Genomic DNA, 24,347 nt, shown 5'->3' with positions numbered 1-24,347 from the left:
GAGGTTTTTACTTTGCGGTGAGGTTTTTACTTTGCGGTGAGGTTTTTACTTTGCTGTGGGGTTTTACTTTGCAGTGAGGTTTTACTTTGCAGTGAGGTTTTTACTTTGCGGTGAGGTTAGAGCAAATTTAGGCCAGAGCAGCTATTGTGCACATGGCCTCTCATTTGTTGATAACGTCACTTGCGACTCATTTTGATACCATACTTTGTTACTGTAATCAGACTCGCTTAACTTAATGGAGAGAAGTATCTGGTTATCATGGACACCATCTACTACAACCCGCTTTTTTAAACCATTCAAGCATGTCCAAAGTTGTTTTAGTTTAGACGCATCTTGAAATACAGGCCCTTCAACAAGCAGTACTCCCATTGACGTATTACTACTGATTTTTGCTAGGATATCTCCTGAGCTGTAACTTCCCCCTTGCTCAGAGGCCCTACGAACGTAATCAACGAATCCTTCTTGATTTACGTTCAACTGTTGTAGAGTCTCTCTGTCTAGCTCGGTGAGGTATTTTAAAATAACATCGCCTTTTTGAACGATATTACCCGGTTCGAACACACTCTCAACGACAACGCCTGCCTCTCTGGCATAGTAGAACTCCGTTGTAGGCGCTTGAAACGTCAGCTTCCCTACCAAAGTCGTCATCATTAAAGGCGCTACTAGCAATCCATTTAGTTCAATCAAAAATCTCTTTCCTAGTCTTAGTCTATGTTGCATTTACATGCACGCATTTATTAATCCATTTGAGTAGTTGGTCTAGCCGTATCTGTGTTTGTGCCACCAGCAATTTGTTTTGTTTGCTGTGTATTTAATGCTTCGTTGTTTACTAGCTTTTTAAGTTTTTTAGTTTTCAGCTTTAAGAACATTGTTGTTTTCCTTGTTGTTGTATAAATGTATGTATTCAATCCGCGGTACCATTCATCTGGCCCGCTTGCTTGATAACTACATTACCCAAACAAGGCAAAAACAAGAAATTATAAAACCTTATTTATAAAAAAATAAACCATTGTTTTATAAGGTTTTATTTTAAAAATCAAAGTATTTTCAAGTCATAATGTTTGATATCTCGTTCCTTATGAAACAAAAATTAATATAAGAACAAAAAAACCTGCATTAGTGTCATAACTACAAGAAGAAACGGTGAAAACTCACTAGTAGTCCAGCTTATTCATAGCATTTTTTCAAAAGTCGATTATTGCATTAGATCAAAAAACAACATATAGAACACGCAGCAAGCAGATCTTTGTCTTCGAAAGGAGAAACGAGTTCCAAAGAAAGGTAATGGAGAGCTATTGAATAACGCAATAGCTCATTATGGCAGTCAAATTAGCCCTGTACTTTGACTTTGAGTAGCTGGTTTTGCTTCACTTCTAATATATCTAGCAATAACTGGCCTGAGCTCGAAGATATACGGAGGTTTTGAATAACAAACTTTGATGCATCGACTGAATATATCTCTTTCATGGGTTCTTCAGCATAGAAATCTACCCGATAGATAGTTTTTCCATCTGAGTGATAATAAAGACCATCGCCAATGGCTTCAGAGTGCTTGTACAATGCTTTTGGCAAATCAACTGTTATCGACACTTCACCTTGCTTTGCGTCATATAACAGCAGTTTGTCATCTGAAGATAGGGTTACATACTGATATTCATTTAATTGTCCAACCCAACGCAAATTAACCATGGGTAATTTAGTTTCTTTGCTATCGTCCAACGAGTAAATATAGGCTCGACTTCTTACTTTTTGCTCATCGAGTACTACATAGCCAATTCGATTATTAAGTAAAAACTCAGACGATATGATAATACCGTCAACTTCAATAGAGGCAACCAGCGACAAAGTTTCATAGTCATATACATCTATTTTATTTTGAAGTTGAACGAGTAGATGATTTTGTTCCTTGTTGTAGCTTATCGCTGAATACTGACCATCGGGTAAACCTAGCGCAGACACTTGTCCACTGCTATCAACCTTCTTGATAGCCAGCTTTTTACCAACTCGCCTCAATAAAATGATGTGATCTTGCACATCAAGTGCAAATACGTCTTCATAAGGGCTTTTAACTTTTTCTGTCAGTTGGCCTGATTCAAGATCATAGCTATAGATGTCTTGTAAAAATGGGTAGCTTACCGCTAAAAACTCACTTAGCCCAATTGATTGATAGCTTGCATAATTAATATTTCCCACAAGCTTAGTGATATTGGTTAGCTTATTTTCATCAAGGGAGTATCCATATACTTTACTTTCCGCCGTATCGAGCCACACCAACATATTATTTTCACGGTCATAGTTAAGCGCCCAAATTCTGTTTTTAGCCTCATATAATTTGACTTGATTACCCCCATCTAAATCAGTCATGTATAGCTCACTGGTATCGAACTGCAAGCGCTCAAATATGATGGTTTCTTTTTCAGGAATATAGGCCAGTAAGCTATCACCATTTGAATTCAAGTTTGGTGAAGTAATTTGATATTCCTCACCTGAAACAAGGTTTCGGCTGGTCAATGCTGCCAGTTCGTCCTTGTTTCTGTAGCCGCGTTTAGAGTAAATAAAGTGATCATTATCAACACCGATCCCAGATAGGCCTGCGGGTTCGCATGGAAAGAGGTATTCGCTGCTAGAATTAAAGTCTGCGTTTAAGCGCCAAACTTGGCAGGTATCGTCTTTGACGATGCGATAATAAACAGTGCTTGAGTCAACCGACCAACCCACAGGGAAGTAATTAACTTGCTCTTCGCCCAAGCGCTTTTCATATCCAGTATTGAGATCTTTTACTACCAGTGTATAGTTTTGCCCATCACTTGGCACAAACGCAAATAATAGCTGTCGTTTATCTGGTGATAAATTAAGTAAGGTATAACGTCCCTCAATCCAAGATAAAACACTTTCTTCAATGGTACTTTCTACGATATCTGGCTCTGAATTTTCTAACGACTTAAATTGACTGCCAATTGATACCAGCGCGAGGGCACCTGCAAAAAAAGTCCCAATTATTATGCTTTTCGAGCGCTTGGGTTTTCCGGTATTTTTGATGAGAGTATCAGCTTGATGGTGTGTAAAAGGAGTCTCTGGAGAAGTCTGATGTGTTTCGGAAGATAGCTGATCGTGGTAAATAATAATAGGCTCAAAAACAAAACTATATCCTTTGCGATAATGTGTTTTTAATACTATGCTCCTTTGCTTATCTGACTTCAGTATCTTTCGAAGCTCTGAAATAGCACGATTAATGGCATTATCATCAACATAATTTTGACACCAAACATCGTCAACCAAATTTTGCCTTGTGATCACTTGGTCATTGTTGATAATAAAATAAGAAAGTAACTTGAATAACAAAGGTTCAAGCTCTCTTTCAACTTCTCCATCTGAAAGAGTTTGAGTTTTGGGATCAAACACCCAAGCCCCAAAATGCACTTCTTTTACTTTCCTTGAAAAACTTACTTCATTCATTGTAGCCATTTAAACATCGTTTATTATTGGAGTTATTATAATGCAGCGATTTCACAGCCCAGTTTCTGAACCCGATGACTGATATTGTTGCAAAAGAGGACCGTCTTGATCATTTCACAAATATAATTGTACACGTAGTGAAGCCAATTGATATTCAATATATTAATATTTTTATTATTTCAGATAGCGGGAAAGGTATCAAGCAAGCAAAATGGCCGAGCGAGACATATGGAGAGCAATAATGAACAATCTCATACTTAGGACAGAGCAAAAAATTAACTATCCCTAAAAATAAAAAAACCCGTACTTTGCAGCACGGGTTTTTAAACCAGATAGGTTTGTACTTATTTACGCAATTGGCGAATAACGCGCAGCTGAGCAATTGCCTCAGCTAGCTGTACTGCCGCAGCGTGATGGTCAAGTTCAGTCGCTGAAGTTGAGTCCATTTGCGCTTGCGCTTCACGTCTAGATTCTTCAGCAGCTTGCTCATCTAAGTCCTCACCACGCATTGCAACGTCCGCTAGAACAGTTACAGTTTTTGGTTGAACTTCAAGCGTACCACCGGCAACATAGATGATTTCTTCATTACCATCTTTTGTTACATAACGTACCATACCAGGTTTTAGGCCAGTCAATAGTGGGGCGTGGCCAGGGTGAATACCCAACTCACCTTCACTACCGGTCACTTGGATAGAAGCTGCTTCGCCAGAGAATACACTCTGCTCCGCACTAACTACATCAAGTTGTACTGTCAATGCCATATCAACCCCCTAAATTACATGTTTTTAGCTTTATCAACTGCTTCGTCGATAGAACCAACCATGTAGAAAGCCTGCTCTGGCATATCATCGTAGTCACCGTTTAGGATGCCTTTGAAGCCTGAGATAGTGTCTTTCAGTGAAACGTATTTACCAGGCGCACCTGTAAATACCTCAGCTACGAAGAACGGCTGAGATAGGAAACGCTGGATCTTACGTGCACGAGATACAACTTGCTTATCTTCATCAGATAGCTCGTCCATACCTAGGATAGCGATGATGTCTTTAAGTTCTTTATAACGCTGAAGAACTGTTTGAACACCACGAGCAGTATCATAGTGCTCTTGACCAATAACTTGAGGGTCAAGCTGACGAGATGTTGAATCTAGTGGGTCTACCGCAGGGTAGATACCAAGAGACGCGATATCACGTGAAAGTACTACTGTTGCATCTAAGTGCGCGAACGTTGTAGCTGGTGATGGGTCAGTCAAGTCATCCGCAGGTACGTATACCGCTTGGATTGAAGTAATTGAACCAGTCTTAGTTGAAGCGATACGCTCCTGAAGTACACCCATTTCTTCAGCTAGTGTAGGCTGGTAACCTACCGCTGATGGCATACGACCAAGAAGTGCAGATACTTCAGTACCCGCTAGTGTATAACGGTAGATGTTATCTACGAAGAAAAGTACGTCACGACCTTCGTCACGGAACTTCTCTGCCATAGTTAGACCAGTCAAAGCAACACGTAGACGGTTACCCGGTGGCTCGTTCATCTGACCGTAAACAAGCGATACTTTATCAAGTACGTTTGAATCGTTCATTTCATGGTAGAAGTCGTTACCCTCACGAGTACGCTCACCAACACCTGCGAATACTGAATAACCGCTGTGCTCGATTGCGATGTTACGGATAAGTTCCATCATGTTTACGGTTTTACCTACACCGGCACCACCGAATAGTCCAACTTTACCACCTTTAGCAAACGGACATACAAGGTCGATTACCTTGATACCAGTTTCAAGTAGTTCAACTGAACTTGATTGATCTTCATATGAAGGCGCAGCACGGTGAATAGACATACGCTCTTCTTCACCAATTGGACCTGCTTCATCAATAGGCTGACCTAATACGTCCATGATACGACCTAGGGTCTTAGTACCAACTGGAACCTTGATTGGCTCGCCTGTGCCTTCTACTGATGTACCACGACGTAAACCGTCAGTAGTACCAAGTGCGATACCACGTACCACACCGCCACCTAGCTGTTGTTGAACTTCTAAAGTCAAACCAGCTAAGTCGCCTTCTGTTACTTTTAGTGCGTCATATACGGCTGGCACGTTGTCTTGTGGGAACTCGATGTCCACAACGGCGCCGATAATTTGGACGACCTTACCTAAACTCATGTCTATTCCTCTCGTTAAACTTTGCCGAAGCGTTATACAGCTGCTGAGCCGCCAACAATCTCACTGATCTCTTGTGTGATTGCTGCCTGACGCGCTTTGTTGTAAACAAGTTGCAGCTCATCCATCAGGTCGCCTGCGTTATCAGTTGCGGCTTTCATCGCAACCATACGGGCAGCCTGTTCAGAGGCAGCATTCTCAACTACACCTTGGTAGACTTGTGACTCAATAAAGCGTACCAATAGCGTCTCTAAGATCGCTTCTGGGCTTGGCTCATATAAGTAGTCCCAAGCGTAGCTTGATACTTCTTCTTCAGCTTTTGGCAAAGGCAATAACTGATCGATTACGGGCTCTTGCTTCATGGTATTTACAAACTTGTTGCATACCACGTACAAACGGTCAATTTTTCCTTCAGCGTATGCATCTAGCATCACTTTTACAGGACCAATTACGTCCTGAATTGAAGGCGTATCTCCTAACCCTGCTTTTTTAGCAAGTAGTTGACCACCAAAACGCTTAAAGAAACCAGCAGCTTTGCTGCCGATAGTTGCAAACTCTGCGTCTACACCTTTTTCTTTCCACGCTTTTACGTCTAATGCGACTTTTTTGAACTCGTTTGAGTTCAAGCCACCACATAGACCACGGTCAGTAGAGATAACAATATAACCAACTCGCTTCACGTCACGTTCTGCTAAGAACGGATGACGGAAATCAAGGCTAGCTTGAGCAACACGACCGATCACTTTGCGTAAGTTCTCAGCGTATGGACGGCTTGCAGCCACACGGTCTTGCGCCTTCTTCATTTTTGAAGCGGCAACCATTTCCATTGCGCTGGTGATCTTTTGAGTATTCTTGATACTCCCGATCTTGCTTTTAATCTCTTTTCCGCTGGCCATGACTCTCTCTCCGAATCAAGGTGAGTGTTAGCGATAACCCTCACCTAGCATAACTAAATTACCAAGTTTGCGTTGCTTTGAACTTCTCTAGAAGTTCTTTAAGCTGCGCTTCGATCTCAGCGTTGTAGTTACCTGTTTCATTGATTTGAGCCATTAGCTCTGCGTATGTGCTGTTTGCATAGCCGATAAGCGCTGCTTCAAAGTCACCGATCTTGTTGATTTCGATGTCTTTTAGGTAGCCTTTTTCAGCTGCAAATAACGACAGAGACATGTCAGCAACAGACATTGGAGCGTACTGTTTCTGCTTCATTAGCTCAGTTACGCGCTCACCGTGCTCAAGTTGTGCACGAGTTGCATCGTCAAGGTCTGAAGCGAACTGAGAGAACGCCGCTAGTTCACGGTATTGAGCTAGCGCTAGACGGATACCACCACCTAGTTTCTTAACGATTTTAGTTTGCGCAGCACCACCTACACGAGATACCGAGATACCAGCGTTAACAGCTGGACGGATACCTGCGTTGAATAAGTCAGTTTCTAAGAAGATCTGACCATCGGTGATTGAGATAACGTTGGTAGGTACGAATGCAGAAACGTCACCACCTTGAGTTTCAATGATTGGCAATGCCGTCAATGAACCTGTTTTACCTTTCACTTCACCATTAGTGAACTTCTCTACGTAATCAGCGTTAACACGTGATGCACGCTCTAGAAGACGTGAGTGAAGATAGAATACGTCACCTGGGTATGCTTCACGGCCTGGCGGACGCTTAAGTAGCAATGAGATTTGACGGTAAGCAACAGCTTGCTTAGACAAATCATCATATACGATTAGTGCATCTTCACCGCGGTCACGGAAGTATTCACCCATAGTACAACCAGCAAATGGCGCTAGGAATTGTAGCGCTGCTGATTCAGAAGCTGATGCAACAACAACGATAGTGTTTGCAAGTGCACCGTGCTCTTCTAATTTACGTACTACGTTAGCAATAGTAGAAGCTTTTTGACCAACCGCTACGTACACACACTTAACGCCTGTGTCTTTTTGGTTGATGATAGCATCGATTGCTAGTGCAGTTTTACCAGTCTGACGGTCACCGATCACAAGCTCACGCTGACCACGACCAACTGGGATCATCGCATCGATAGACTTATAACCAGTTTGTACTGGCTCGTCTACTGATTGACGCTCGATTACGCCTGGTGCGATTTTTTCAACTGGTTCAAAACCGTCGTTATCTAGTGCACCTTTACCATCGATAGGCTGACCAAGTGTGTTTACAACACGACCTAGTAGACCACGACCAACAGGTACTTCTAAGATACGACCAGTAGATTGTACTTTTACGCCTTCTTTAAGGTCTGCGTAAGGACCCATTACTACAGCACCTACTGAGTCACGCTCAAGGTTTAGTGCGATAGCATAACGGTTGCCAGGAAGCTCGATCATCTCACCCTGCATACAGTCAGCAAGACCGTGGATGCGGATGATACCGTCTGTAACAGATACAATTGTACCTTCGTTACGAGCTTCACTTACAACTTCAAACTGTTCAATACGTTGCTTGATCAGCGCAGAAATTTCTGTGGAATTAAGTTGCATGCTCTTTTTCCCAATTACGATTGTAGTGTAGTAGCTAAGCGGTTTAGCTTGCCGCGTACTGAGCCGTCGATGACTGTGTCGCCTGCCTTGATAACAAGGCCGCCAACCGTGCTTTCATCAACACTACAATTTAGCTTAACTTTGCGTGCGAAACGTTTTTCAAGTGCCGCTACTAGATTTGTTTGCTGCTCTTCAGCTAACGGTGTTGCAGAAACCACGTCAACATCGATTTCTTTGTCATATTCTGCTTTAAATTCAGCATATAACTGTGCAACTGCTGGAAGTGCAACCAAACGACCATTTTCAGCCATCACCTTGATCAGGTTCAAAACTTGGTCGTTGATCTGCTCTGCACAAACTTGAGAAAATACCTCAGCTTGTTTTTCAACAGAGGCGCTGCCTGCTAGGAAACGCGCGATTTGCTCATTCTTTGCTACTTCACCAGCAAAGAAAAGCATCTCGTTCCAAGCATCAACAGCGCTTTTTTCAACAGCAAACTCAAAAGCCGCTTTAGCGTAAGGACGAGCGATAGTAGCCAATTCAGACATGCTCATACCTCCTTATTACAGCTCAGCGACAAGTTTTTCAACGATGTCACTGTGTGCAGCTTGATTGATTTCACGTTCTAAAATCTTCTCAGCACCAACCACGGCCAGAGTAGCAACCTGCTTACGCAAGTCTTCTGTTACACGGTTACGCTCAGATTCGATTTCAGAGTGCCCTTGAGCAATGATTTTCTCACGCTCTTGCTGACCACGCGTGGTTTCTTCATCCACGATCAACGCAGCGCGTTTTTTCGCTTGCTCGATGATTTCAGCCGCTTGAGATTTAGCTTCTTTTAACTGCTCAGCAGCTTCAAGACGCACACGCTCAAGCTCTTTTTCTGCTTCATCAGAAGCAGCAAGACCGTCTTCAATTTTCTTTTGGCGAGCTTCAATCGCACCGTTTAGCGGTGGCCATACATACTTCATGCAGAACCATACGAAAACGATAAACGCGATTAATTCACCCAGTAGAGTGGCGTTTAAGTTCACAACCGCTCCTCCTCAAATTAGTTGTTCGATAAACAAATTGGCTTATAAAACCAGTAATTACATTACGAACAACAATACCATTGCGATACCAACACCGATCATCGCGATCGCATCGATAAGACCAGCAACGATGAACATTTTAACTTGAAGTTGAGGTGCAAGCTCAGGTTGACGAGCAGCAGACTCTAGGAATTTACCACCAAGAGTACCAAAACCAATTGCAGTACCCAACGCACCTAAACCAATTAGAAGTGCAACAGCGATATATTTAAGACCTAGTACGATTTCCATTATTGTCTCCGATTTATTTAAATTTAAAGTTAATGAATTTGGTGTTTCTTAATTATTAGTGACTGTCAGACGATGCCATGCTTAGATAAACAATCGTCAACATCATAAATACAAATGCTTGCAACACGATAACTAGGATATGGAATACCGCCCAGATAAAGTGCAATGGTAACTGGAACAAGCCAATTGCAGCGATGATGATGAAAATCAACTCACCTGCAAATAGGTTACCGTGAAGACGCAGCGCCAGTGAAATAGGGCGAGCAATCAACGTAATGAATTCCATCACAAAGTTTACAGGGATAAGTAACGCCTGAACAAACGGGTTCTTAGCCGAGAATGGGTGAAGAGTTAACTCTTTAACAAAGCCCATTACACCTTTGGTACGGATGGTATAGAAAATGATTAGTGCGAATACACCCAGTGCCAACGCGAATGTTAGGTTAACATCAGTTGTTGGTACGACTTTCATGTATACGTCATGAGGATCCATACCCATAGTTGCCGCACCAATTTGCCCTGCAGCAAATGGAAGGAAGTCAACTGGGATCAAATCCATCAAGTTCATCAGAAATACCCAAACGAAAATTGTTAGGGCTAGAGGAGCAATCAGTTTACTCTTACCGTGGAAGGTATCTTTCACGTTTGAGTCAACGAATTCAACGATCATTTCTACAAAGCATTGCATTTTACCTGGCACGCCAGTGGTCGCTTTATTAGCGGCACTTTTGAAAATCCAGATAAAAACAAGACCTAATAGAATTGACCAAGCCAAAGTATCTACATGCCACGTCCAGAAACCAGCCTCACTACATGCCTTGTTAAATGCGATACCTGAATCGGTAGAACACATTTTGGCATTCGTAAGGTGGTGCTGAATATAGCCTTGTAAGCTTTGTTCTGCAGCCATTGTTTTTCCTAAAAGTTAATGATTAAAAAAAATCGATGTACACCAATGCACGATGGTTACGATGATAAAACTAACAAACAGCCATAACGGCTCGACTGCTAGGACTTTAAATGCCACCAAAAATAGTGCAGTAGTTAACAAAAATTTTAACCCAGCGCCTCGTTTAAACGATTTATGCACTTGGTTTGCCCTGCTTGCGCCCATATATCGAAAGGCATAAACGGCAAATACTAAATTGGGAAGCACGGCTATCACTCCACCGGCCAGCGCCGACTGAGCTGCCAAAGCTCCCCAACATACAAAAACGATAACTGCGATGGCTAACGCCACGACTCCCTGATAAAAAACACCTTTTAATGCGGCACGCCGATATGGGCTTACTAACGATTGAGTCACTTTTAGTTAACCTTTAATGGCGTAAAAATTAATCAGGGTCTTAAAACTGGCGAAATTATACTTATATTTGGTGATTTTGCAACTTGATGAGACAAAATGTGGCGCTTTTTCGACGCCACATTTGCCGATTATTCGTGCATTAGGAAGGTTGCTGCATGTCTGACTGGATACGACCTAAGATACCGTCTAATTCATCTAAATTGGCATATGAAATAACCAATTTACCTTTGCCCTTTTGGTTATAGTTTATTTCCACCTTAGCGCCTAAATTTTCGGCTAATTGTTGTTCTAACAATTTGACATCTGGATCTTTTTCTTTTGTCTGTTTTTTGTCCACAGGCTCTAGAATGTTGCGCACTAGCTTCTCTGTTTCACGTACTGTTAGCGCCTTGGCCACAGCCGTTCTAGCAGCATCAGACTGGGCTTCACCGCTCAGGGCCAACAAGCACCGAGCATGGCCCATTTCAATGTCACCATGTTCCAACAACTTTTTAACATCATCGTTGAGATTATTGAGTCTGAGTAAATTAGTAACTGTGGTGCGCGATTTGCCAACCGCGTCAGCTACTTGTTGATGTGTCAGCTCAAACTCATGTAGTAACCTATCTAATGCAACCGCTTCTTCCATCGCATTAAGGTCTTCACGCTGAATATTCTCAATCAGCGCAATGGCAACCGCAGCTTCATCAGGTACATCTTTTAAAATACAAGGTACGACATCTAGTTCAGCGAGCTGAGCTGCACGCCAGCGTCTTTCACCGGCAATGATTTCGAACTGATTGTCACCGGTAGGGCGCACCACGATAGGTTGCAATACGCCTTGTGCTCGGATAGAACTGGCTAGCTCCTCTAAAGCTTGCTCAGACATATCTTTACGCGGCTGGTATTTGCCTGGTTTTAAAAATTCGATCGGCAGACGTTGTAGCTCTGACTCACTCGTAACACTATTAACGGACTCACTGACATTAACAATCGTTTCAGCCTCAATAGACTCTTTACTAGGAGCAGGTTTGGAAGAACTGAGTAGGGCGTCCAAGCCTCGGCCTAAACCGCGTTTTTTTACCGACATGTTGTTATTATCCTCTTAGGCAACCGCTGCGGATTGTTTTTCTTTACGACGTAACATTTCGCCTGCCAAAGCCAAATACGCTTTTGCACCACTTGATGCCCTATCATAATACATCGCTGGCGCACCAAAACTAGGGGCTTCAGCTAAGCGTACATTGCGCGGGATCACGGTGCGATATACTTTATCACCAAAATGTTGTTTTAGTTGCTCAGACACGTCATTGGCTAGGCGGTTTCGCGGATCATACATGGTGCGTAAAATCCCCTCAATTTGTAATTCAGGGTTTACCAATTTTGCCAATTGCGTGATCGTATCCATCAACGCGGTAAGACCTTCAAGTGCATAATACTCACACTGCATAGGAACTAAAATAGAGTCCGCCGCCGCCATGGCATTGACCGTCAGCATATTCAAAGAAGGCGGGCAGTCGATAAAAATAAATTCGTATTTATCTTGAATTGCCTCAATGGCATTACGTAAACGCACCTCACGTGCGAATAACTCCATTAACTTAACTTCGGCTGCGGTTACATCCCCATTCGCTGCAATAAGATGATATTCACCTGAGGTTTCTTTGCAGACTACCTCATCAATGGCTTTTTCTTCGATCAGTAAATCGTAAATGGTGGCCACATCGCCGTACTTGTCGACACCACTTCCCATCGTCGCGTTACCTTGCGGGTCTAAATCAATTAATAAGACTTTGCGCTTAGTTGCCGCCATCGAGGCTGCTAAATTCACAGCCGTGGTGGTTTTGCCAACGCCACCTTTTTGGTTTGCAATTGCAATGACTTTTGCCACGTTGCCCTCGAATACTAATCTTTTGAAAGAATGATTAAATGTCGCTCTGCATCTAACTCTGGCACGGTAAGATGAATATCCTGTTGCAAGGTTACCCCCGCAGGCAGTTGTTCAAGTTCTTGTGCCGGAAATTGACCTTTCAATGCCAAAAAGAGACCTGACTGGTCGATTAGGTGTTCACACCAATCAACCATATCCTGCAATGATGCAAAAGCACGGCTGAGTACACCATCTAATTTAACACTTGGCTGATATTCTTCAACACGAGACTGCACCGGAGTCACATTATCCAAGCCAAGCGCATGTTTTACTTGCATTAAAAAACGCACACGTTTGCCCAAGCTGTCTAATAATACAAACTGTGTGTCGGGCAAAGCAATAGCCAATACAATGCCAGGTAAACCGGGTCCGGTACCCACATCAATGTATTGTTTACCGCTGAGGTGTGGCGCCACGACTAAAGAATCCATGATGTGTTTTACCATCATTTCTTGCGGGTCGCGTACTGAGGTTAAATTGTAAGCTTTATTCCATTTATCTAATAACTCAACATATTGCACTAATTGCTGCTGTTGATGGTCACTTAGCACAAGTTCCGTTTGCGCTAACAAAGAAGTCAGTTGTTGCTGTAACACAGTATTCCTATGCTGCTACGCAGATTTGCGCAGTAGCCCTTGCTTTTTCAGATACACTAATAATAGCGAAATAGCGGCTGGGGTGATACCAGAAATACGCGAAGCCTGACCAATGGTTTGCGGACGCGCATCTGTAAGTTTAGCAACCACTTCATTCGAAAGGCCACTGACCTGAGAATAATCATAGTCAGCAGGCAGTACGGTTTCTTCATGACGTAACTGCTTGTTGATCTCATCTTGTTGGCGAGCAATATAGCCTGCGTATTTAGTTTGGATCTCAACTTGTTCAAGTGCTTGAATATTTGTTGACTCAGATCCTAATCCGTCAATCGCCATTAAGCTGTGATAGCTTACTTCTGGACGGCGGATCAGATCTTCCAAACTCGCTTCACGGGTAAGCGGTGTTTTCAATAACTCGTTAACCTGTGCAAGAACAGGGTGATCTTTATGGATCCAAGTTGATTTAAGGCGCTGAGATTCTTGTTCCATTACCTCAAGCTTATCGTTGTAAGCAGCCCAGCGCTCATCATCAACAAGGCCCAATTCGCGACCTTTTTCAGTCAATCTGAGATCGGCATTATCTTCACGCAATAATAAACGATATTCAGCACGGCTGGTAAACATGCGGTATGGTTCTTTAGTTCCAAGGGTTGCCAAGTCATCAATCAGTACACCGGTGTAAGCCTGATCACGACGAGGCGTCCAAGCATCTTTGCCTTGCACTTGCAGTGCAGCGTTCATACCTGCGATCAAGCCCTGAGCACCTGCTTCTTCATAACCTGTTGTGCCGTTGATCTGACCGGCGAAAAACAACCCGTTGATAAACTTAGTTTCTAAGGATTGTTTTAGATCTCTTGGATCAAAGAAATCGTACTCTATTGCATAACCTGGACGACAAATATGGGCATTTTCAAACCCTTTGATAGAGCGAACAATTTGCAACTGCACATCAAACGGTAAACTTGTAGAAATACCGTTAGGATAGAGCTCATACGATGTTAGGCCTTCTGGCTCTACAAAAATCTGGTGTTTTTCTTTTTCAGCAAAACGAACAATTTTGTCTTCTATTGAAGGACAATAACGCGGTCCAATACCTTCAATAACCCCAGCATACATGGGTGAGCGGTGTAAATTTTCTCGGATCACATCATGGGTTTGTTCATTGGTATAAGTGATATAGCAAGGGATCTGCTTTGGATGATCCGATGCTTTACCCATAAATGAAAATACAGGAGTTGGGGTATCACCGGGTTGTTCCTGCATAACAGAGAAATCAACGGTACGGGCATCAATACGAGGCGGTGTACCTGTTTTTAAGCGATCCACTCGAAATGGTAATTCACGTAAACGATGCGCAAGGGCGATTGAAGGTGGATCACCTGCCCGTCCGCCTTTGAAGTTCTCCATACCAATATGGATTTGACCACCAAGGAAAGTTCCCACGGTTAATACTACCGTTTGGGCACTAAAACGCAGGCCCATTTGAGTCACTACGCCTTTAACCTGATCTTGTTCAACAATTAAGTCATCGCATGATTGCTGGAAAATCTTTAAGTTTTCTTGGTTTTGCAATATATCTTGTACTGCTGCTTTGTACAGTGCTCTATCTGCTTGAGCCCTTGTAGCGCGTACCGCTGGGCCTTTAGATGAATTAAGGGTTCTAAACTGAATACCACCTTTGTCAATGGCTTTGGCCATTGCACCGCCTAAAGCGTCTATTTCTTTTACCAGATGGCCTTTACCAATCCCACCAATAGCAGGATTGCATGACATTTGACCTAGAGTATCCATATTGTGTGTTAACAATAAGGTATTCATACCCATGCGAGCAGCAGCTAACGCAGCCTCTGTGCCTGCATGTCCACCACCAACTACAATAACGTCAAAATGTTCATGATAAATCATTTACGGGATCCTACTTAAAAACAACCAGCAAATTTTGAAAGGGAGCGTATTCTACCTAGAAATGCTCAGAAGTGAAATGTTTAAATAATGAGCAACTCAGAAAATTCTAAAACTCGATCACTAAATATATATAAGGATCTTTTTAAAGATCTTTTATTAGATCTTACTATTAGTGATCACATGATCTGTGAGTAAACCTATATTATTCATATATATCAATATATTATACCTGATCAATTGATGTGAATTAGATCGGATCTACACGCGGACAAGCTCTGATCAAAATGGCTATTTATACACAGGCACAGATCCAATCAAATTTATCCCATGGATAAGTAGGGGTAGATCCCCTGATAGATCAAGTGTTATCCACAGTACGATCTTATTTCACTTAAAATTGTGAATAACTTATGTAAAAGATCGTTATTTTGTTTGAGTGAGCTTTTCTAGCAATTGGGGTAACCACTGCAAAGCGGTATCTTCTGGTAGCGCATCGCCAAGCACGTCTATTTCAAGATTTGCCAGTAATTGCGTTGCCCCTTTATTTATAAGCAGTTGCGAGCAGTTTTTTGCTGCAAAGTTATAAGTATCGTAACTTGTGTCGCCAATACCCACCACTGCAAAATCAATGTGATCTAAGTTATTTTGTTGATCTAACTCACTTATAAAAGATAACAAGTTATCCGGATAATCACCGGCACCATATGTAGACGTTACCACCAGCCACAGCGGATGAACAATATCATTGAGCATTGGTTGTTCATGGAGCGCTGTAACAATGCCTTGATCTTGCAGGGCTTCTTGCAGCTGCTCGGCGACATACTCGGCCGAACCCATTTGACTGCCAACGATGATCTCTATGTGCTGCATAACTTCTACTACTTAGTCACGAATGCCGACATCATAATGACCTACCACAAGAAGTAAAGAGTAGATCACAGGGTTTGGATAAATTTATCAGGCTAGTTTACCATCAATTGTGAGTGTTTATTTTTAACTAGTTGATTTAAATAATATAAATAAATTATTCCTACTGTGGTTATCCTGTGAAATTTGTGGGTAAGCTGGCAGTATGTTTGCAATAACTTAGACTGATCCTTCGTAAAATCTGCGCTAATTTTAGGTCGGTCGTTCAAATTTACTGTATCTAGTAAGTAAACCACGCATGTGGACAGTAATGATGTGTATAAACTATAAGAGATGGATTGAGCGCGCAACTTGTCAGATCTATCAGTATCGATCCATATAAGAAAATAATCTAAAAACAGGCTAAAAAGATCACGATTAGATGATCCGATAGCGAAAAACGGCGTTACATCCATAAACGGTGATGGCTTTTAGCGCAAAAAGTGCTGTGTTTTACAGCACTGCTTGGTTTGTAAAAGGCTTAAAATGGTAAAGTTATCGAATTGTACTGAAATAAATCGCCATGATCTGAGCATTTTAGTGTCTTGCTTACCTGTTTTTGTATTAGATTTATACAGTTATCTGAGAACGTATTGCCAAATGATAGCCTTTTTACACCCAAATTTTGCAGCGCTTCGCTGTTATAACATGTGGGGAGTGCCAACATATTAACCGGTACAGGTAGCTGCTTACATAAGGTTTCAATCTGGGTGGGATTTGTTAAACCTGGGATAAATATGCCATCTGCACCTGCTTTAGCGTAGGCATCAGCACGTGCTTGTGTGTTACTAAATTGATGCTGTGCTAACAGAGCCGTATCGATGCGTGCATTTACAAAAAACTGCTTATAGCCTGCATTATCAAGAGATTGCCTTATTGCGCCTAAAATAAGACTTTGTTCATTTATATGGCGTAACTGACCTGTTTTTTTGCTGCTATCTTCAATATTGATACCTACCGCGCCAAGTTTAGCGATGGTTAACACATTGTCACAGATAGTCTCTATATCATCTGAAAAACCTGACTCCATATCCACACTCACACCAATATTAACAGAATCAACAATCTGCTTGGTTTGTGTAATAAAACACTCAAATGAGCATGATTCACCATCTTGCTGAACACGAGCATTGGCCATGCCCCAGCTTGTGGTGCCTATGGCTGCGCATCCTGCTTGTTCTAGCAGCATTGCCGAGAGTGGATCCCAAGCGTTGAGTAACTTAAAAAGTGTTGGTTGATTGTGTAGGTGATGAAAATGTAGATATTTGTTCATGATATTTGTGCTCCATTGGTTGATGAGAGACGTATCATAATTTTCTATGTTTTTCTGTTCTGGCCAGATTTGGAACTAAACAGCGCTAAGTTGCGAACCCTTAGTATGAACGCTAAGCTCGGCATAGACATTGAGCGTTAAGGAAGGTAGCGATGGACAAAGTAGATCACAGTTGTCAAAGAACGGGATGTACAAATTGCCGTGATAAACTCAGCCTCAATTTTGACTTTTCGATGGCATTTCAACCTATTTTGGAATGCGAACATCGGCAAATATTTGGTTATGAAGCGTTGGTACGAGGGGAAAATAACGAATCTGCCCGGTCTGTTATTTCACAAGTTAATGAAGAAAACCGATATGCTTTTGATCAACTCTGCCGTGTAAAAGCGATAAAACTTGCCGCTAAGCTAGATATGCAACAGTTTTTAAGTATTAACTTTTTACCAAATGCCATTTATAAACCTGAACGTTGTATTCGCACCACCTTGGAGGCTGCAAAGGAGTATGGCTTTCCAGTCAGCCGTATCATGTTTGAGTTTACCGAAGTTGAAAAAATTGAGGATACCGATCACATCAAGCAAGTAGTTGAGTACTATCGATCTTTGGGCTTTTTGACAGCCACCGATGATTTTGGGGCGGGGTATTCGGGGTTAAACTTACTGGCCGATTTTCAGACCAATATTATTAAGTTAGATATGGCACTGATCAGAAATATTCATGAGGATAGATTGCGTCAGGCTATTGTAAGAAATTGCCTGAGCATGTTTCACGATCTCAACATTACTCCACTTGCTGAAGGGGTTGAGACAGTTGGAGAGTACCAATGGTTGCGTGAAGCAGGGGTATCATTAATGCAAGGATATTTGTTTGCTAAGCCCAGTTTTGAAAGCCTACCGGAAGTGAACTTTTCTTTTTAAACGAACTAAATTAAGTACAAACCAGACTGTGTTCTGGTTTGTACTTGCAAGGTTTATTTACCGATACAGAAAGTGAAGTTTCCCATAATAGCTGGCCTCGTGCGACGTCTTGGGGACCGATTGGGGACCAAATTGCAATTTATGGTCAAATTCTTACTTCCCAAGATGACTTCCATCATAGATCAGGATGGGAAAAGTGGGAATGGTGGGAAACCGGATCAGCTTTCACCTTTTTTCTCCTCAGCAACAATAAACAAGAGTGGTTTTCCACTCTCTAGCAGGTAAGGTGCGGTGATCGTCTGATTACCAAAGTGAATGTTCCCTTTTGCTATATAGATGAAGATCCAATCGGGTAACTTACTACTGATAGCAGCGTAAAGTGCATCAGAAGGGATGTCACTATTCTTGCCTGGGGAAATTCTAAATCTCTGGTAGTAGACGTGATGGTTGGATTCAAATGCAAAACTTTCCTGTCCATCGTTGACGAAAGACGGTGACATCGTTCTTCTCGGTTCGAAAACTTCAGCGGTGATGTAGCATAGGTCCTGGTTTGTCATACCTGCTTGGTATTTTGGACATTGGTAGTCTGCACTATGGAAGTAGAACTCTATCTTTTGTTCTGAATTGCCATTCGTGCGCTCATAGTGAATAGATTGTTCTTGAAGCACGGTTTCGATGGCTGTGTTGAAGTGGTAGAGCAACTTTTGCTGTACGTCTCGAGCGGATGTCGCTTCTTGTATAGGTATCCAAGCAATAATGCTGTTTCGCGAAGCGGTATAAGGCTGTTCCAGTAATGACGTTAGCAAACCAAGGCCCAGTCCTTCACTTAACTCAAGTCCCACACCTACTGAAGACGTGAGTAACAATGTATTTCCTGCGGCAGCTTTCGCGAGCTTAAATGCTTCAAAGTCTCTCATTGGAATGACTTTGTCTTCTGTTTGGTAGAGCCCACCTGCATGAGCAATGTTATGAGCACGGCTGTGGCTGTTGTCATATTGGATAGGACTTGATGTAGAGGCACATCCAGTGAGCAAAATTAGTAACGATAACTGAGTGAACCTAGCCTTCGGTTTCATGAGAAATTTCCTTTTCAAAAAAATCTGATTTTGCAGTTATTTATCGGTTGGTCACCAAGTTGACTCATTGTGGATAAGCAGGAGATATCTTTTGATCATTAAACTCATCAGTTATTGATCGGAGGCTTTTGCTATGGATCGTAGATCATTTTGTTATTACGATCCTTTCCTGTCGGGGCGAGGGTGATCATCACCTACCCATATCAATCATTCTTCCAGCCATAAGCATTACCTGCGATATCAAAGTGCCTGTTCTTCATCAATAAACCAGTGCTAGGGTTGATGCGTCGAGGTATTCGCTTGGTGCAGGACGAGTCATTGAGCGGAATGTTCTGTTGGTGCAAATGCCAGACATGAATGAAGAAATAGGTGAGGGCGACGGCACTAGCGAATAGCCAGTTTACATAAAAGAGTACAAACCAAAATAGCAACGCGGTGTACTTATTTTTGTGGATAACATCCAGTGGCTTATGTAGCCAAATAACGCTTGGGAAGGCCATCAACATCACTCCCCAGCTTTGATATACAGTCACTAACGCACCAAGACAAAAAACGCAAAATAGTGCGAACTTTTTTAGTGTTTTCATCTTAGTCTCCATTTTGTGCTTAGTTTTCCTAAGTATACAGGTATAATTAAAACTTAGAAAATCTAAGCATCGTAGGTTGATGATGATTCTCACTTGTCTAAAACAAATCCATTTCCACAGCGCCTTAAACAGGCAAGAAATCGCGTTGGTATCAGCCAAAGGGAGCTTGGTATCCGTTTGGGTATGGACCCAAGTTCAGCGAGTGGCCGTATGAATCATTATGAAAAAGGGCGTCATATGCCCGATATCGGTACGCTACAAAAGCTTGCTCAGGAGCTTGGTGTGCCTGTTGCGTTTTTCTTTTCAGATTCCGACAGCTCAGCAGAACTGGCATGTTTGATTGAAAAGCTTAGTGAAACTAAAAAGCAGGCGCTTATTGAGCAGATCAGGCAGGAAATCGATAACATCGACCAGTCATAAAGCTATCGCTGTCGTCCTGAATACCAAAATACCCCACCGACTGCGGCGACTGTCAGTAATAAACCTCCCAGCCAAATCCAAAGTTCCATATTCACCTCCTGTCAGTATCTTCTATCTCTGTTTAGCTTAGCTTTCCTAAGCATGAATTTCATTGAAAGCATGCGTTACCTGAGAAAAAACCGTCACAACCAACTTGTGTTCCGCTAAGGATGCAATTTGGAAGTAAAGATTGCCTGTAGGGTTGGCCCAAATTTCATGTTGCTCGCTTCCGTAGCGGAGTAGCTTTTGAAAACGTGTTCTTGATGACAAAGCCAGTCTTTCTAGATTTGGATGGGAGAGTTGCTTCTGTAAGCTATGCCATGGATTGCGAATATCACCTTGCCTGTGTCTTTGTTGGTAGCGTTGCATTGCATGGTTACTGATGGCGATGGTGCCAAGTTTTGCAACCTCAAACGTAGGATAGGGTGAAGCATAAGGCGTAACAATGTCTTTTGTTTCTGGATGAGTGATATCAACAATCTCGTCAGAATAAAGTTTGATACCGGATAGATGGTTGGACAAAAACAGTGCGGCAGTTTTGAGAGCTTCATTCTTGACCGCTAAAATGGTTTCTTTGGTTAGGCTGAGTGCGAGACCTTTACCGCTGTTTGGTACGCGCCCGAATACCTGTTTGTCGAGTATTAAGAACCTTGCCGCCGTTAACTCTGCGATAGCGCACCGGAACTCACTTTGAGCAATTTGAACCGTAACGATACCGTGATTGTTCAACCCCGTGAACCACGCGACTTCGACGCTTTCAGCATTGATTTTTTCAACCTGAACTTTCAATCTCATCACAGCATTTTCTCCTCACTTTACTACCAGCGTATCATCGATTTTGAAAATGCAAACTGTGGGTAGAAGCTTCATTTCACGGCATGAAGCTTCCTGATTGGATAGAACTAAATTTGCAGCTTTTCTATCGCTCGCATCGTTTTTCTCACCTGGCTAGACAGCTCTCTTGTAGGCCTCACACGCTGTTCCAGTCGTTTGATCTGGTCTAGCAAATGAAGATACAGCGGGATCTCCCAGGGCATTGCGTTTGAAAAACGTCTCAATACCCCTTCGGATACTTCTTTTTCTTCAAGCTCTTCGTCTGGATAGCGATGAAGAATTAGGCGATACCATGTGATCTCTGGTAAGCCTTTTGATTTTTTGACTTTGAATTTGTAGCGTATTGGATATTTCACTTTGTACTCAGCTGTCAGAGCTTTGCACAGCTTTTCCAATCGTGCTTCAAGGTCTTTAGCCGCAACCGTTAGTATCTTCGATTCATAGGCGACAAACAGAGGTAAATCTTTGATTAATTTTGGCAACGGAGATTGTTCTGGCAGTGCAATATCAAAATCTGATAGATCTAGTTCTCCGTAATAGTCGGTAATACCGACGTTTGGTATGGTTTTCTTAGCCATTTTGCTTCTCCATTTTTTGAAAGTGTTCACTAAGTTTGTTAAGTCGTTTTGTACAGATTTGCGCTTTTTGTTTGATGGTGAGGATTTCATGCCGCACTTCACGGATCAGTGCGAAGGCATCTTCTGTGTACTCAATAAGATCGGATTCCCATTCATCGTTGGCTTTTGAAAAGCGCCCCGGTGGGTAACGAAAGCCTTTGCCTTTGGCTAAATGCTTAGAACGAACACGTTGTTCTTTGTTGTGTCGCTGTGCCATTTGATTGGTACTGATATACCAGTTGTAGTACCAAGCCGCTTCAAAGCGATGGTTGCGAATCCGAACCCGACAGCCGTAGCGACCAGGTGAGGTTTCCTTATGGGCTCTATGGGTTCGCCAAAACTGGTTAGCGTAGTAACTGGCTAAAAACTCCAGTAGATAGGGTTCCTGCATTGCAAAGTTTTCGATATCAGCGAGGGCTTTGAGCGATTGTGATAGAGCGAGTTCAAAGCATTCTGGTTCATTTTCGGGGTGTCGCTGCTGGGCTCGTTGATGCCATTGATAGGCGGCGGAATGTTCATTTAATACAGTCATAGTGGCTCCTTGTTTGTTTTGCTCAAGGTAGCGCAAACGTACGGTTACTTACGCATCTCTAATTGCCCTTTTTGAGCGCATAATTTTCCTCGTGTCCCACCGCTGATTGGGAAGCATGGCAGCGATTCCTCTCCTGGGACCTATCCCTGTGCTCTCCAGATACCTATCTTTGTGGGATGTTGCTACGGATTATTTTCGTTGGTTTATTGTTGTGGCGGGGATGTAGGGCGTTGTACTCCAATCATTGTGGGATCTGAGTGTCGATTATTTTTTTGGTGGGATTGTGGCGGTAAATTTCTAGATTATTGTGGGATTCTGTCTGTTTGTAGTGCATGAGGGCTGATGGGCTTTCACATGTGAAAGCCCATAGGGCTGCACGCTGTGGGCAGAGAGTAAGAGCGCTTTTGGGTTGTTTTTCGATACGCTAATTGTATGAGGCGCGGCCAGTTGAAATCTCAAAGTGGTTTTTAGATGGTTTTTTGGCAGGATAAATGACAGATGTGTGAACAATGGTTCAACTTAGTTAGTAGCACTATTCGTCTTCACGCAGGTAGTTTTTTCGATGGTGACATCATTTTTACGCATTTTATTGCTGGTTAATCCAATTCAAAGTTAGCTATAGGGAGTTAAATACCATTGTCACTATATGGCTATTTGAGGGGAGATTTTAAATGTGAAATGGGCTGACTTTGGGTAAATCACCGTTAATAAGTTTTACAGTAACGACGTTTTTGCAAAATAAGTGATTGACAGCTTATGAATCTCAGCTTAAGCTTATTAAAAATTTGCAGAAACGCCATTACAACGAACTTGAGGTGACGATGAAAGTTAATTTGACAAAAATTGCCTCTGTACAGATGGGACACTCTTTTAGGTCAAAGCTTGAGCCAGACGCTAATGGAAATATCTCTGTTATTCAGATGAAGGATCTTACTGAAGATAACCGAGTTAATGCCCAAGAGCTAGTGCAGATTGCTATGCAGGACTTAAAGGATCATCACAGAGTTAAACATAACGACTTAGCCTTTCGCTCTAGGGGGCAAACTAATACGGCAGCATTGATTGACCAAGAGTTGAGTGATGCTGTTATCGCTGCGCCACTGTTGCGAATTCGAGTTGAAAGTGATTCGGTTATGCCAGCGTATTTATGCTGGTTTATTAATCAACCGACTTCACAAGCAGCATTACAAAGTAAGGCAACAGGAACATCGGTAAGAATGATTGGCAAACCTGCACTTGAGGATCTGGAGATAGTAGTCCCTAGTCTCGATGTGCAGAAAAAGATCGTTGCGATTTACCAATTATCCATCAACGAGCAGAAGCTAATGAATGCATTAGCAAAGAAAAAGGAGGTGTTAACTGACGCAATATTAATGAATTTAGCAATGAATACCCAGTAATGACAGTTACTGGGTTTAGACGAGCCGAAAGTGTGACCGCACTTTTAGCAAAACTTTAATCCACGTTTCATTTGAAAAAACAGGAGCCAGAATTATGGCAAAGAATACATCATCAAGCAAGGGCAATACCCGACATGTCGTACCACATCCTGATGGATGGGCGAACAAAAAAGGCGGTGCAGAACGCGCTTCAAGCGTACACAGCACCAAAAAAGAGGCCGAAGCTGCGGCGCGCGAACAAAGCAAGCGCGAAGGCTCTGAGCTTTTTATACATGGCAAAGACGGCCAGATACAACGCAAAGATAGCCATGGTAACGACCCTAAAGACATTAAAGGATAAGGAGCCCTCATGAGTGATGAATACAAAAAGAAAATAGGTGTACCTGAATCGCATACCCTCAACATCGTAAGTAGTCAGTGGTCGCAACGAAAAGGTCAAGACACTGATACCTATGAATGTGAAGAGCTAAACGAGCAAGGTGAAGTCATTGCACGGTACACCATAAAGGATAGTACATCGATTTACCCTCCATTTGGGCGGTCGATTACCTGGACTCAGTCTGCCGTACTCGATTCTTAACCTTTTAACTTACAG

28 protein-coding genes are annotated in these 24,347 nt (G+C 42.4%); 5 read left to right on the top strand and 23 right to left on the bottom strand.

The features are described from left to right. Positions 1–141 precede the first annotated feature (141 nt). The 18 genes from BET10_RS21040 to BET10_RS20960 all read right to left on the bottom strand — a co-directional run bounded on the left by BET10_RS21040 (position 142) and on the right by BET10_RS20960 (position 17,330). Entirely contained in the window at positions 142–687 is a 546-nt protein-coding gene (locus tag BET10_RS21040; RefSeq protein WP_139158583.1) for a hypothetical protein, read from the bottom strand. A 50-nt stretch (positions 688–737) separates the two neighbouring features. Further along, entirely contained in the window at positions 738–869 is a 132-nt protein-coding gene (locus BET10_RS22015; protein ID WP_275423311.1) for a hypothetical protein, read from the bottom strand. Positions 870–1,329: 460 nt separating this feature from the next. Beyond that, positions 1,330–3,465 carry a winged helix-turn-helix domain-containing protein gene (locus BET10_RS21035; protein WP_083330644.1) on the bottom strand — a complete coding sequence of 712 codons (2,136 nt, stop codon included), beginning with the start codon at positions 3,463–3,465 and terminating at the stop codon, positions 1,330–1,332. A 335-nt stretch (positions 3,466–3,800) separates the two neighbouring features. Then, positions 3,801–4,217, bottom strand: a complete 417-nt coding sequence (locus BET10_RS21030; RefSeq protein WP_070988109.1) for a F0F1 ATP synthase subunit epsilon — start codon at positions 4,215–4,217, stop codon at positions 3,801–3,803. A 14-nt stretch (positions 4,218–4,231) separates the two neighbouring features. Next, positions 4,232–5,617 (bottom strand): F0F1 ATP synthase subunit beta, encoded by a 1,386-nt coding sequence (gene atpD, locus BET10_RS21025; RefSeq protein ID WP_070988107.1) that lies wholly within the window; start codon positions 5,615–5,617, stop codon positions 4,232–4,234. A gap of 32 nt (positions 5,618–5,649) precedes the next feature. Further along, entirely contained in the window at positions 5,650–6,510 is an 861-nt protein-coding gene (gene atpG / locus BET10_RS21020; protein WP_070988105.1) for a F0F1 ATP synthase subunit gamma, read from the bottom strand. A 58-nt stretch (positions 6,511–6,568) separates the two neighbouring features. Further along, positions 6,569–8,110 carry a F0F1 ATP synthase subunit alpha gene (gene atpA, locus BET10_RS21015; protein ID WP_070988103.1) on the bottom strand — a complete coding sequence of 514 codons (1,542 nt, stop codon included), beginning with the start codon at positions 8,108–8,110 and terminating at the stop codon, positions 6,569–6,571. Between the two features lie 14 nt (positions 8,111–8,124). Next, on the bottom strand, positions 8,125–8,658 hold the full coding sequence (atpH, locus tag BET10_RS21010; RefSeq protein WP_070988101.1) for a F0F1 ATP synthase subunit delta: 534 nt from the start codon (positions 8,656–8,658) through the stop codon (positions 8,125–8,127). 15 nt (positions 8,659–8,673) lie between these two features. Beyond that, positions 8,674–9,144, bottom strand: coding sequence for a F0F1 ATP synthase subunit B (atpF, locus tag BET10_RS21005; RefSeq protein WP_070988099.1), 471 nt, complete (start codon positions 9,142–9,144; stop codon positions 8,674–8,676). A 57-nt stretch (positions 9,145–9,201) separates the two neighbouring features. Next, on the bottom strand, positions 9,202–9,435 hold the full coding sequence (atpE, locus tag BET10_RS21000; RefSeq protein WP_070988097.1) for a F0F1 ATP synthase subunit C: 234 nt from the start codon (positions 9,433–9,435) through the stop codon (positions 9,202–9,204). Positions 9,436–9,490: 55 nt separating this feature from the next. After that, a complete protein-coding gene (atpB, locus tag BET10_RS20995) occupies positions 9,491–10,345 on the bottom strand; it encodes a F0F1 ATP synthase subunit A (RefSeq protein WP_070988096.1) in 855 nt (284 codons plus the stop codon). Positions 10,346–10,360: 15 nt separating this feature from the next. Then, positions 10,361–10,741 (bottom strand): ATP synthase subunit I, encoded by a 381-nt coding sequence (locus tag BET10_RS20990; protein WP_070988094.1) that lies wholly within the window; start codon positions 10,739–10,741, stop codon positions 10,361–10,363. Between the two features lie 139 nt (positions 10,742–10,880). Then, positions 10,881–11,810, bottom strand: a complete 930-nt coding sequence (locus BET10_RS20985) for a ParB/RepB/Spo0J family partition protein (protein ID WP_070988092.1) — start codon at positions 11,808–11,810, stop codon at positions 10,881–10,883. A gap of 15 nt (positions 11,811–11,825) precedes the next feature. Further along, positions 11,826–12,611, bottom strand: coding sequence for a ParA family protein (locus BET10_RS20980; protein ID WP_070988090.1), 786 nt, complete (start codon positions 12,609–12,611; stop codon positions 11,826–11,828). Positions 12,612–12,625: 14 nt separating this feature from the next. Beyond that, entirely contained in the window at positions 12,626–13,246 is a 621-nt protein-coding gene (rsmG, locus tag BET10_RS20975; protein WP_070988088.1) for a 16S rRNA (guanine(527)-N(7))-methyltransferase RsmG, read from the bottom strand. Positions 13,247–13,261: 15 nt separating this feature from the next. Next, the gene (gene mnmG / locus BET10_RS20970) at positions 13,262–15,151 is read right to left on the bottom strand and encodes a tRNA uridine-5-carboxymethylaminomethyl(34) synthesis enzyme MnmG (protein WP_070988086.1); all 1,890 of its coding nucleotides are present in this window, start codon (positions 15,149–15,151) and stop codon (positions 13,262–13,264) included. Between the two features lie 423 nt (positions 15,152–15,574). Beyond that, positions 15,575–16,021, bottom strand: coding sequence for an FMN-binding protein MioC (gene mioC, locus BET10_RS20965; RefSeq protein WP_070988084.1), 447 nt, complete (start codon positions 16,019–16,021; stop codon positions 15,575–15,577). A 517-nt stretch (positions 16,022–16,538) separates the two neighbouring features. Beyond that, positions 16,539–17,330 (bottom strand): isocitrate lyase/PEP mutase family protein, encoded by a 792-nt coding sequence (locus BET10_RS20960; protein WP_070988082.1) that lies wholly within the window; start codon positions 17,328–17,330, stop codon positions 16,539–16,541. A 152-nt stretch (positions 17,331–17,482) separates the two neighbouring features. Between BET10_RS20960 and BET10_RS20955 the strand changes: the two genes are divergently transcribed. Further along, the gene (locus BET10_RS20955) at positions 17,483–18,247 is read left to right on the top strand and encodes an EAL domain-containing protein (RefSeq protein WP_070988080.1); all 765 of its coding nucleotides are present in this window, start codon (positions 17,483–17,485) and stop codon (positions 18,245–18,247) included. A 218-nt stretch (positions 18,248–18,465) separates the two neighbouring features. Here the strand turns inward: BET10_RS20955 and BET10_RS20950 are convergent, their stop codons facing one another. After that, entirely contained in the window at positions 18,466–19,323 is an 858-nt protein-coding gene (locus BET10_RS20950; protein WP_070988078.1) for a hypothetical protein, read from the bottom strand. A gap of 203 nt (positions 19,324–19,526) precedes the next feature. Further along, positions 19,527–19,910 carry a hypothetical protein gene (locus tag BET10_RS20945; RefSeq protein WP_070988077.1) on the bottom strand — a complete coding sequence of 128 codons (384 nt, stop codon included), beginning with the start codon at positions 19,908–19,910 and terminating at the stop codon, positions 19,527–19,529. A 93-nt stretch (positions 19,911–20,003) separates the two neighbouring features. Between BET10_RS20945 and BET10_RS20940 the strand changes: the two genes are divergently transcribed. Next, positions 20,004–20,330, top strand: a complete 327-nt coding sequence (locus tag BET10_RS20940) for a helix-turn-helix domain-containing protein (RefSeq protein ID WP_083330643.1) — start codon at positions 20,004–20,006, stop codon at positions 20,328–20,330. Positions 20,331–20,465: 135 nt separating this feature from the next. Here BET10_RS20940 and BET10_RS20935 read toward each other — a convergent pair whose 3' ends face one another. The 3 genes from BET10_RS20935 to mobI form a co-directional block, all read right to left on the bottom strand. Continuing rightward, positions 20,466–21,164: a hypothetical protein gene (locus tag BET10_RS20935; RefSeq protein WP_070988075.1), complete on the bottom strand. Its 699-nt coding sequence runs from the start codon at positions 21,162–21,164 to the stop codon at positions 20,466–20,468. A gap of 107 nt (positions 21,165–21,271) precedes the next feature. After that, positions 21,272–21,781, bottom strand: a complete 510-nt coding sequence (locus BET10_RS20930) for a hypothetical protein (RefSeq protein WP_070988074.1) — start codon at positions 21,779–21,781, stop codon at positions 21,272–21,274. Continuing rightward, entirely contained in the window at positions 21,774–22,352 is a 579-nt protein-coding gene (mobI, locus tag BET10_RS20925) for a conjugative transfer protein MobI(A/C) (RefSeq protein WP_070988072.1), read from the bottom strand. Before mobI ends, BET10_RS20930 begins: the two co-directional genes overlap by 8 nt. 746 nt (positions 22,353–23,098) lie before the next feature. Between mobI and BET10_RS20920 the strand changes: the two genes are divergently transcribed. The 3 genes from BET10_RS20920 (at position 23,099) to BET10_RS20910 (ending at position 24,332) form a co-directional block, all read left to right on the top strand. Beyond that, positions 23,099–23,752, top strand: a complete 654-nt coding sequence (locus BET10_RS20920; RefSeq protein ID WP_240503728.1) for a restriction endonuclease subunit S — start codon at positions 23,099–23,101, stop codon at positions 23,750–23,752. Between the two features lie 94 nt (positions 23,753–23,846). Next, positions 23,847–24,092 carry a DUF2188 domain-containing protein gene (locus BET10_RS20915; protein WP_070988069.1) on the top strand — a complete coding sequence of 82 codons (246 nt, stop codon included), beginning with the start codon at positions 23,847–23,849 and terminating at the stop codon, positions 24,090–24,092. 9 nt (positions 24,093–24,101) lie between these two features. After that, on the top strand, positions 24,102–24,332 hold the full coding sequence (locus tag BET10_RS20910) for a hypothetical protein (RefSeq protein ID WP_005085357.1): 231 nt from the start codon (positions 24,102–24,104) through the stop codon (positions 24,330–24,332). Positions 24,333–24,347: the final 15 nt, after the last annotated feature.

Source organism: Pseudoalteromonas amylolytica (assembly GCF_001854605.1).
GTDB lineage: Bacteria > Pseudomonadota > Gammaproteobacteria > Enterobacterales > Alteromonadaceae > Pseudoalteromonas > Pseudoalteromonas amylolytica.
This window is presented reverse-complemented; position numbering and strand designations above follow the sequence as displayed.

Coding starts and splice junctions, on each gene's coding strand:
- BET10_RS20915 (WP_070988069.1), top strand. CDS start 23,847: ATGGCAAAGAATACATCATCAAGCAAGGGCAATACCCGACATGTCGTA.
- BET10_RS20910 (WP_005085357.1), top strand. CDS start 24,102: ATGAGTGATGAATACAAAAAGAAAATAGGTGTACCTGAATCGCATACC.
- BET10_RS20930 (WP_070988074.1), bottom strand. CDS start 21,781: ATGGCTAAGAAAACCATACCAAACGTCGGTATTACCGACTATTACGGA.
- atpE (WP_070988097.1), bottom strand. CDS start 9,435: ATGGAAATCGTACTAGGTCTTAAATATATCGCTGTTGCACTTCTAATT.
- BET10_RS20950 (WP_070988078.1), bottom strand. CDS start 19,323: ATGAAACCGAAGGCTAGGTTCACTCAGTTATCGTTACTAATTTTGCTC.
- mnmG (WP_070988086.1), bottom strand. CDS start 15,151: ATGATTTATCATGAACATTTTGACGTTATTGTAGTTGGTGGTGGACAT.
- atpA (WP_070988103.1), bottom strand. CDS start 8,110: ATGCAACTTAATTCCACAGAAATTTCTGCGCTGATCAAGCAACGTATT.
- BET10_RS20945 (WP_070988077.1), bottom strand. CDS start 19,910: ATGAAAACACTAAAAAAGTTCGCACTATTTTGCGTTTTTTGTCTTGGT.
- BET10_RS20935 (WP_070988075.1), bottom strand. CDS start 21,164: ATGAGATTGAAAGTTCAGGTTGAAAAAATCAATGCTGAAAGCGTCGAA.
- BET10_RS20985 (WP_070988092.1), bottom strand. CDS start 11,810: ATGTCGGTAAAAAAACGCGGTTTAGGCCGAGGCTTGGACGCCCTACTC.
- BET10_RS22015 (WP_275423311.1), bottom strand. CDS start 869: ATGTTCTTAAAGCTGAAAACTAAAAAACTTAAAAAGCTAGTAAACAAC.
- BET10_RS21035 (WP_083330644.1), bottom strand. CDS start 3,465: ATGGCTACAATGAATGAAGTAAGTTTTTCAAGGAAAGTAAAAGAAGTG.
- atpD (WP_070988107.1), bottom strand. CDS start 5,617: ATGAGTTTAGGTAAGGTCGTCCAAATTATCGGCGCCGTTGTGGACATC.
- BET10_RS20955 (WP_070988080.1), top strand. CDS start 17,483: ATGGACAAAGTAGATCACAGTTGTCAAAGAACGGGATGTACAAATTGC.
- mioC (WP_070988084.1), bottom strand. CDS start 16,021: ATGCAGCACATAGAGATCATCGTTGGCAGTCAAATGGGTTCGGCCGAG.
- BET10_RS21030 (WP_070988109.1), bottom strand. CDS start 4,217: ATGGCATTGACAGTACAACTTGATGTAGTTAGTGCGGAGCAGAGTGTA.
- atpH (WP_070988101.1), bottom strand. CDS start 8,658: ATGTCTGAATTGGCTACTATCGCTCGTCCTTACGCTAAAGCGGCTTTT.
- mobI (WP_070988072.1), bottom strand. CDS start 22,352: ATGACTGTATTAAATGAACATTCCGCCGCCTATCAATGGCATCAACGA.
- atpG (WP_070988105.1), bottom strand. CDS start 6,510: ATGGCCAGCGGAAAAGAGATTAAAAGCAAGATCGGGAGTATCAAGAAT.
- atpB (WP_070988096.1), bottom strand. CDS start 10,345: ATGGCTGCAGAACAAAGCTTACAAGGCTATATTCAGCACCACCTTACG.
- BET10_RS20960 (WP_070988082.1), bottom strand. CDS start 17,330: ATGAACAAATATCTACATTTTCATCACCTACACAATCAACCAACACTT.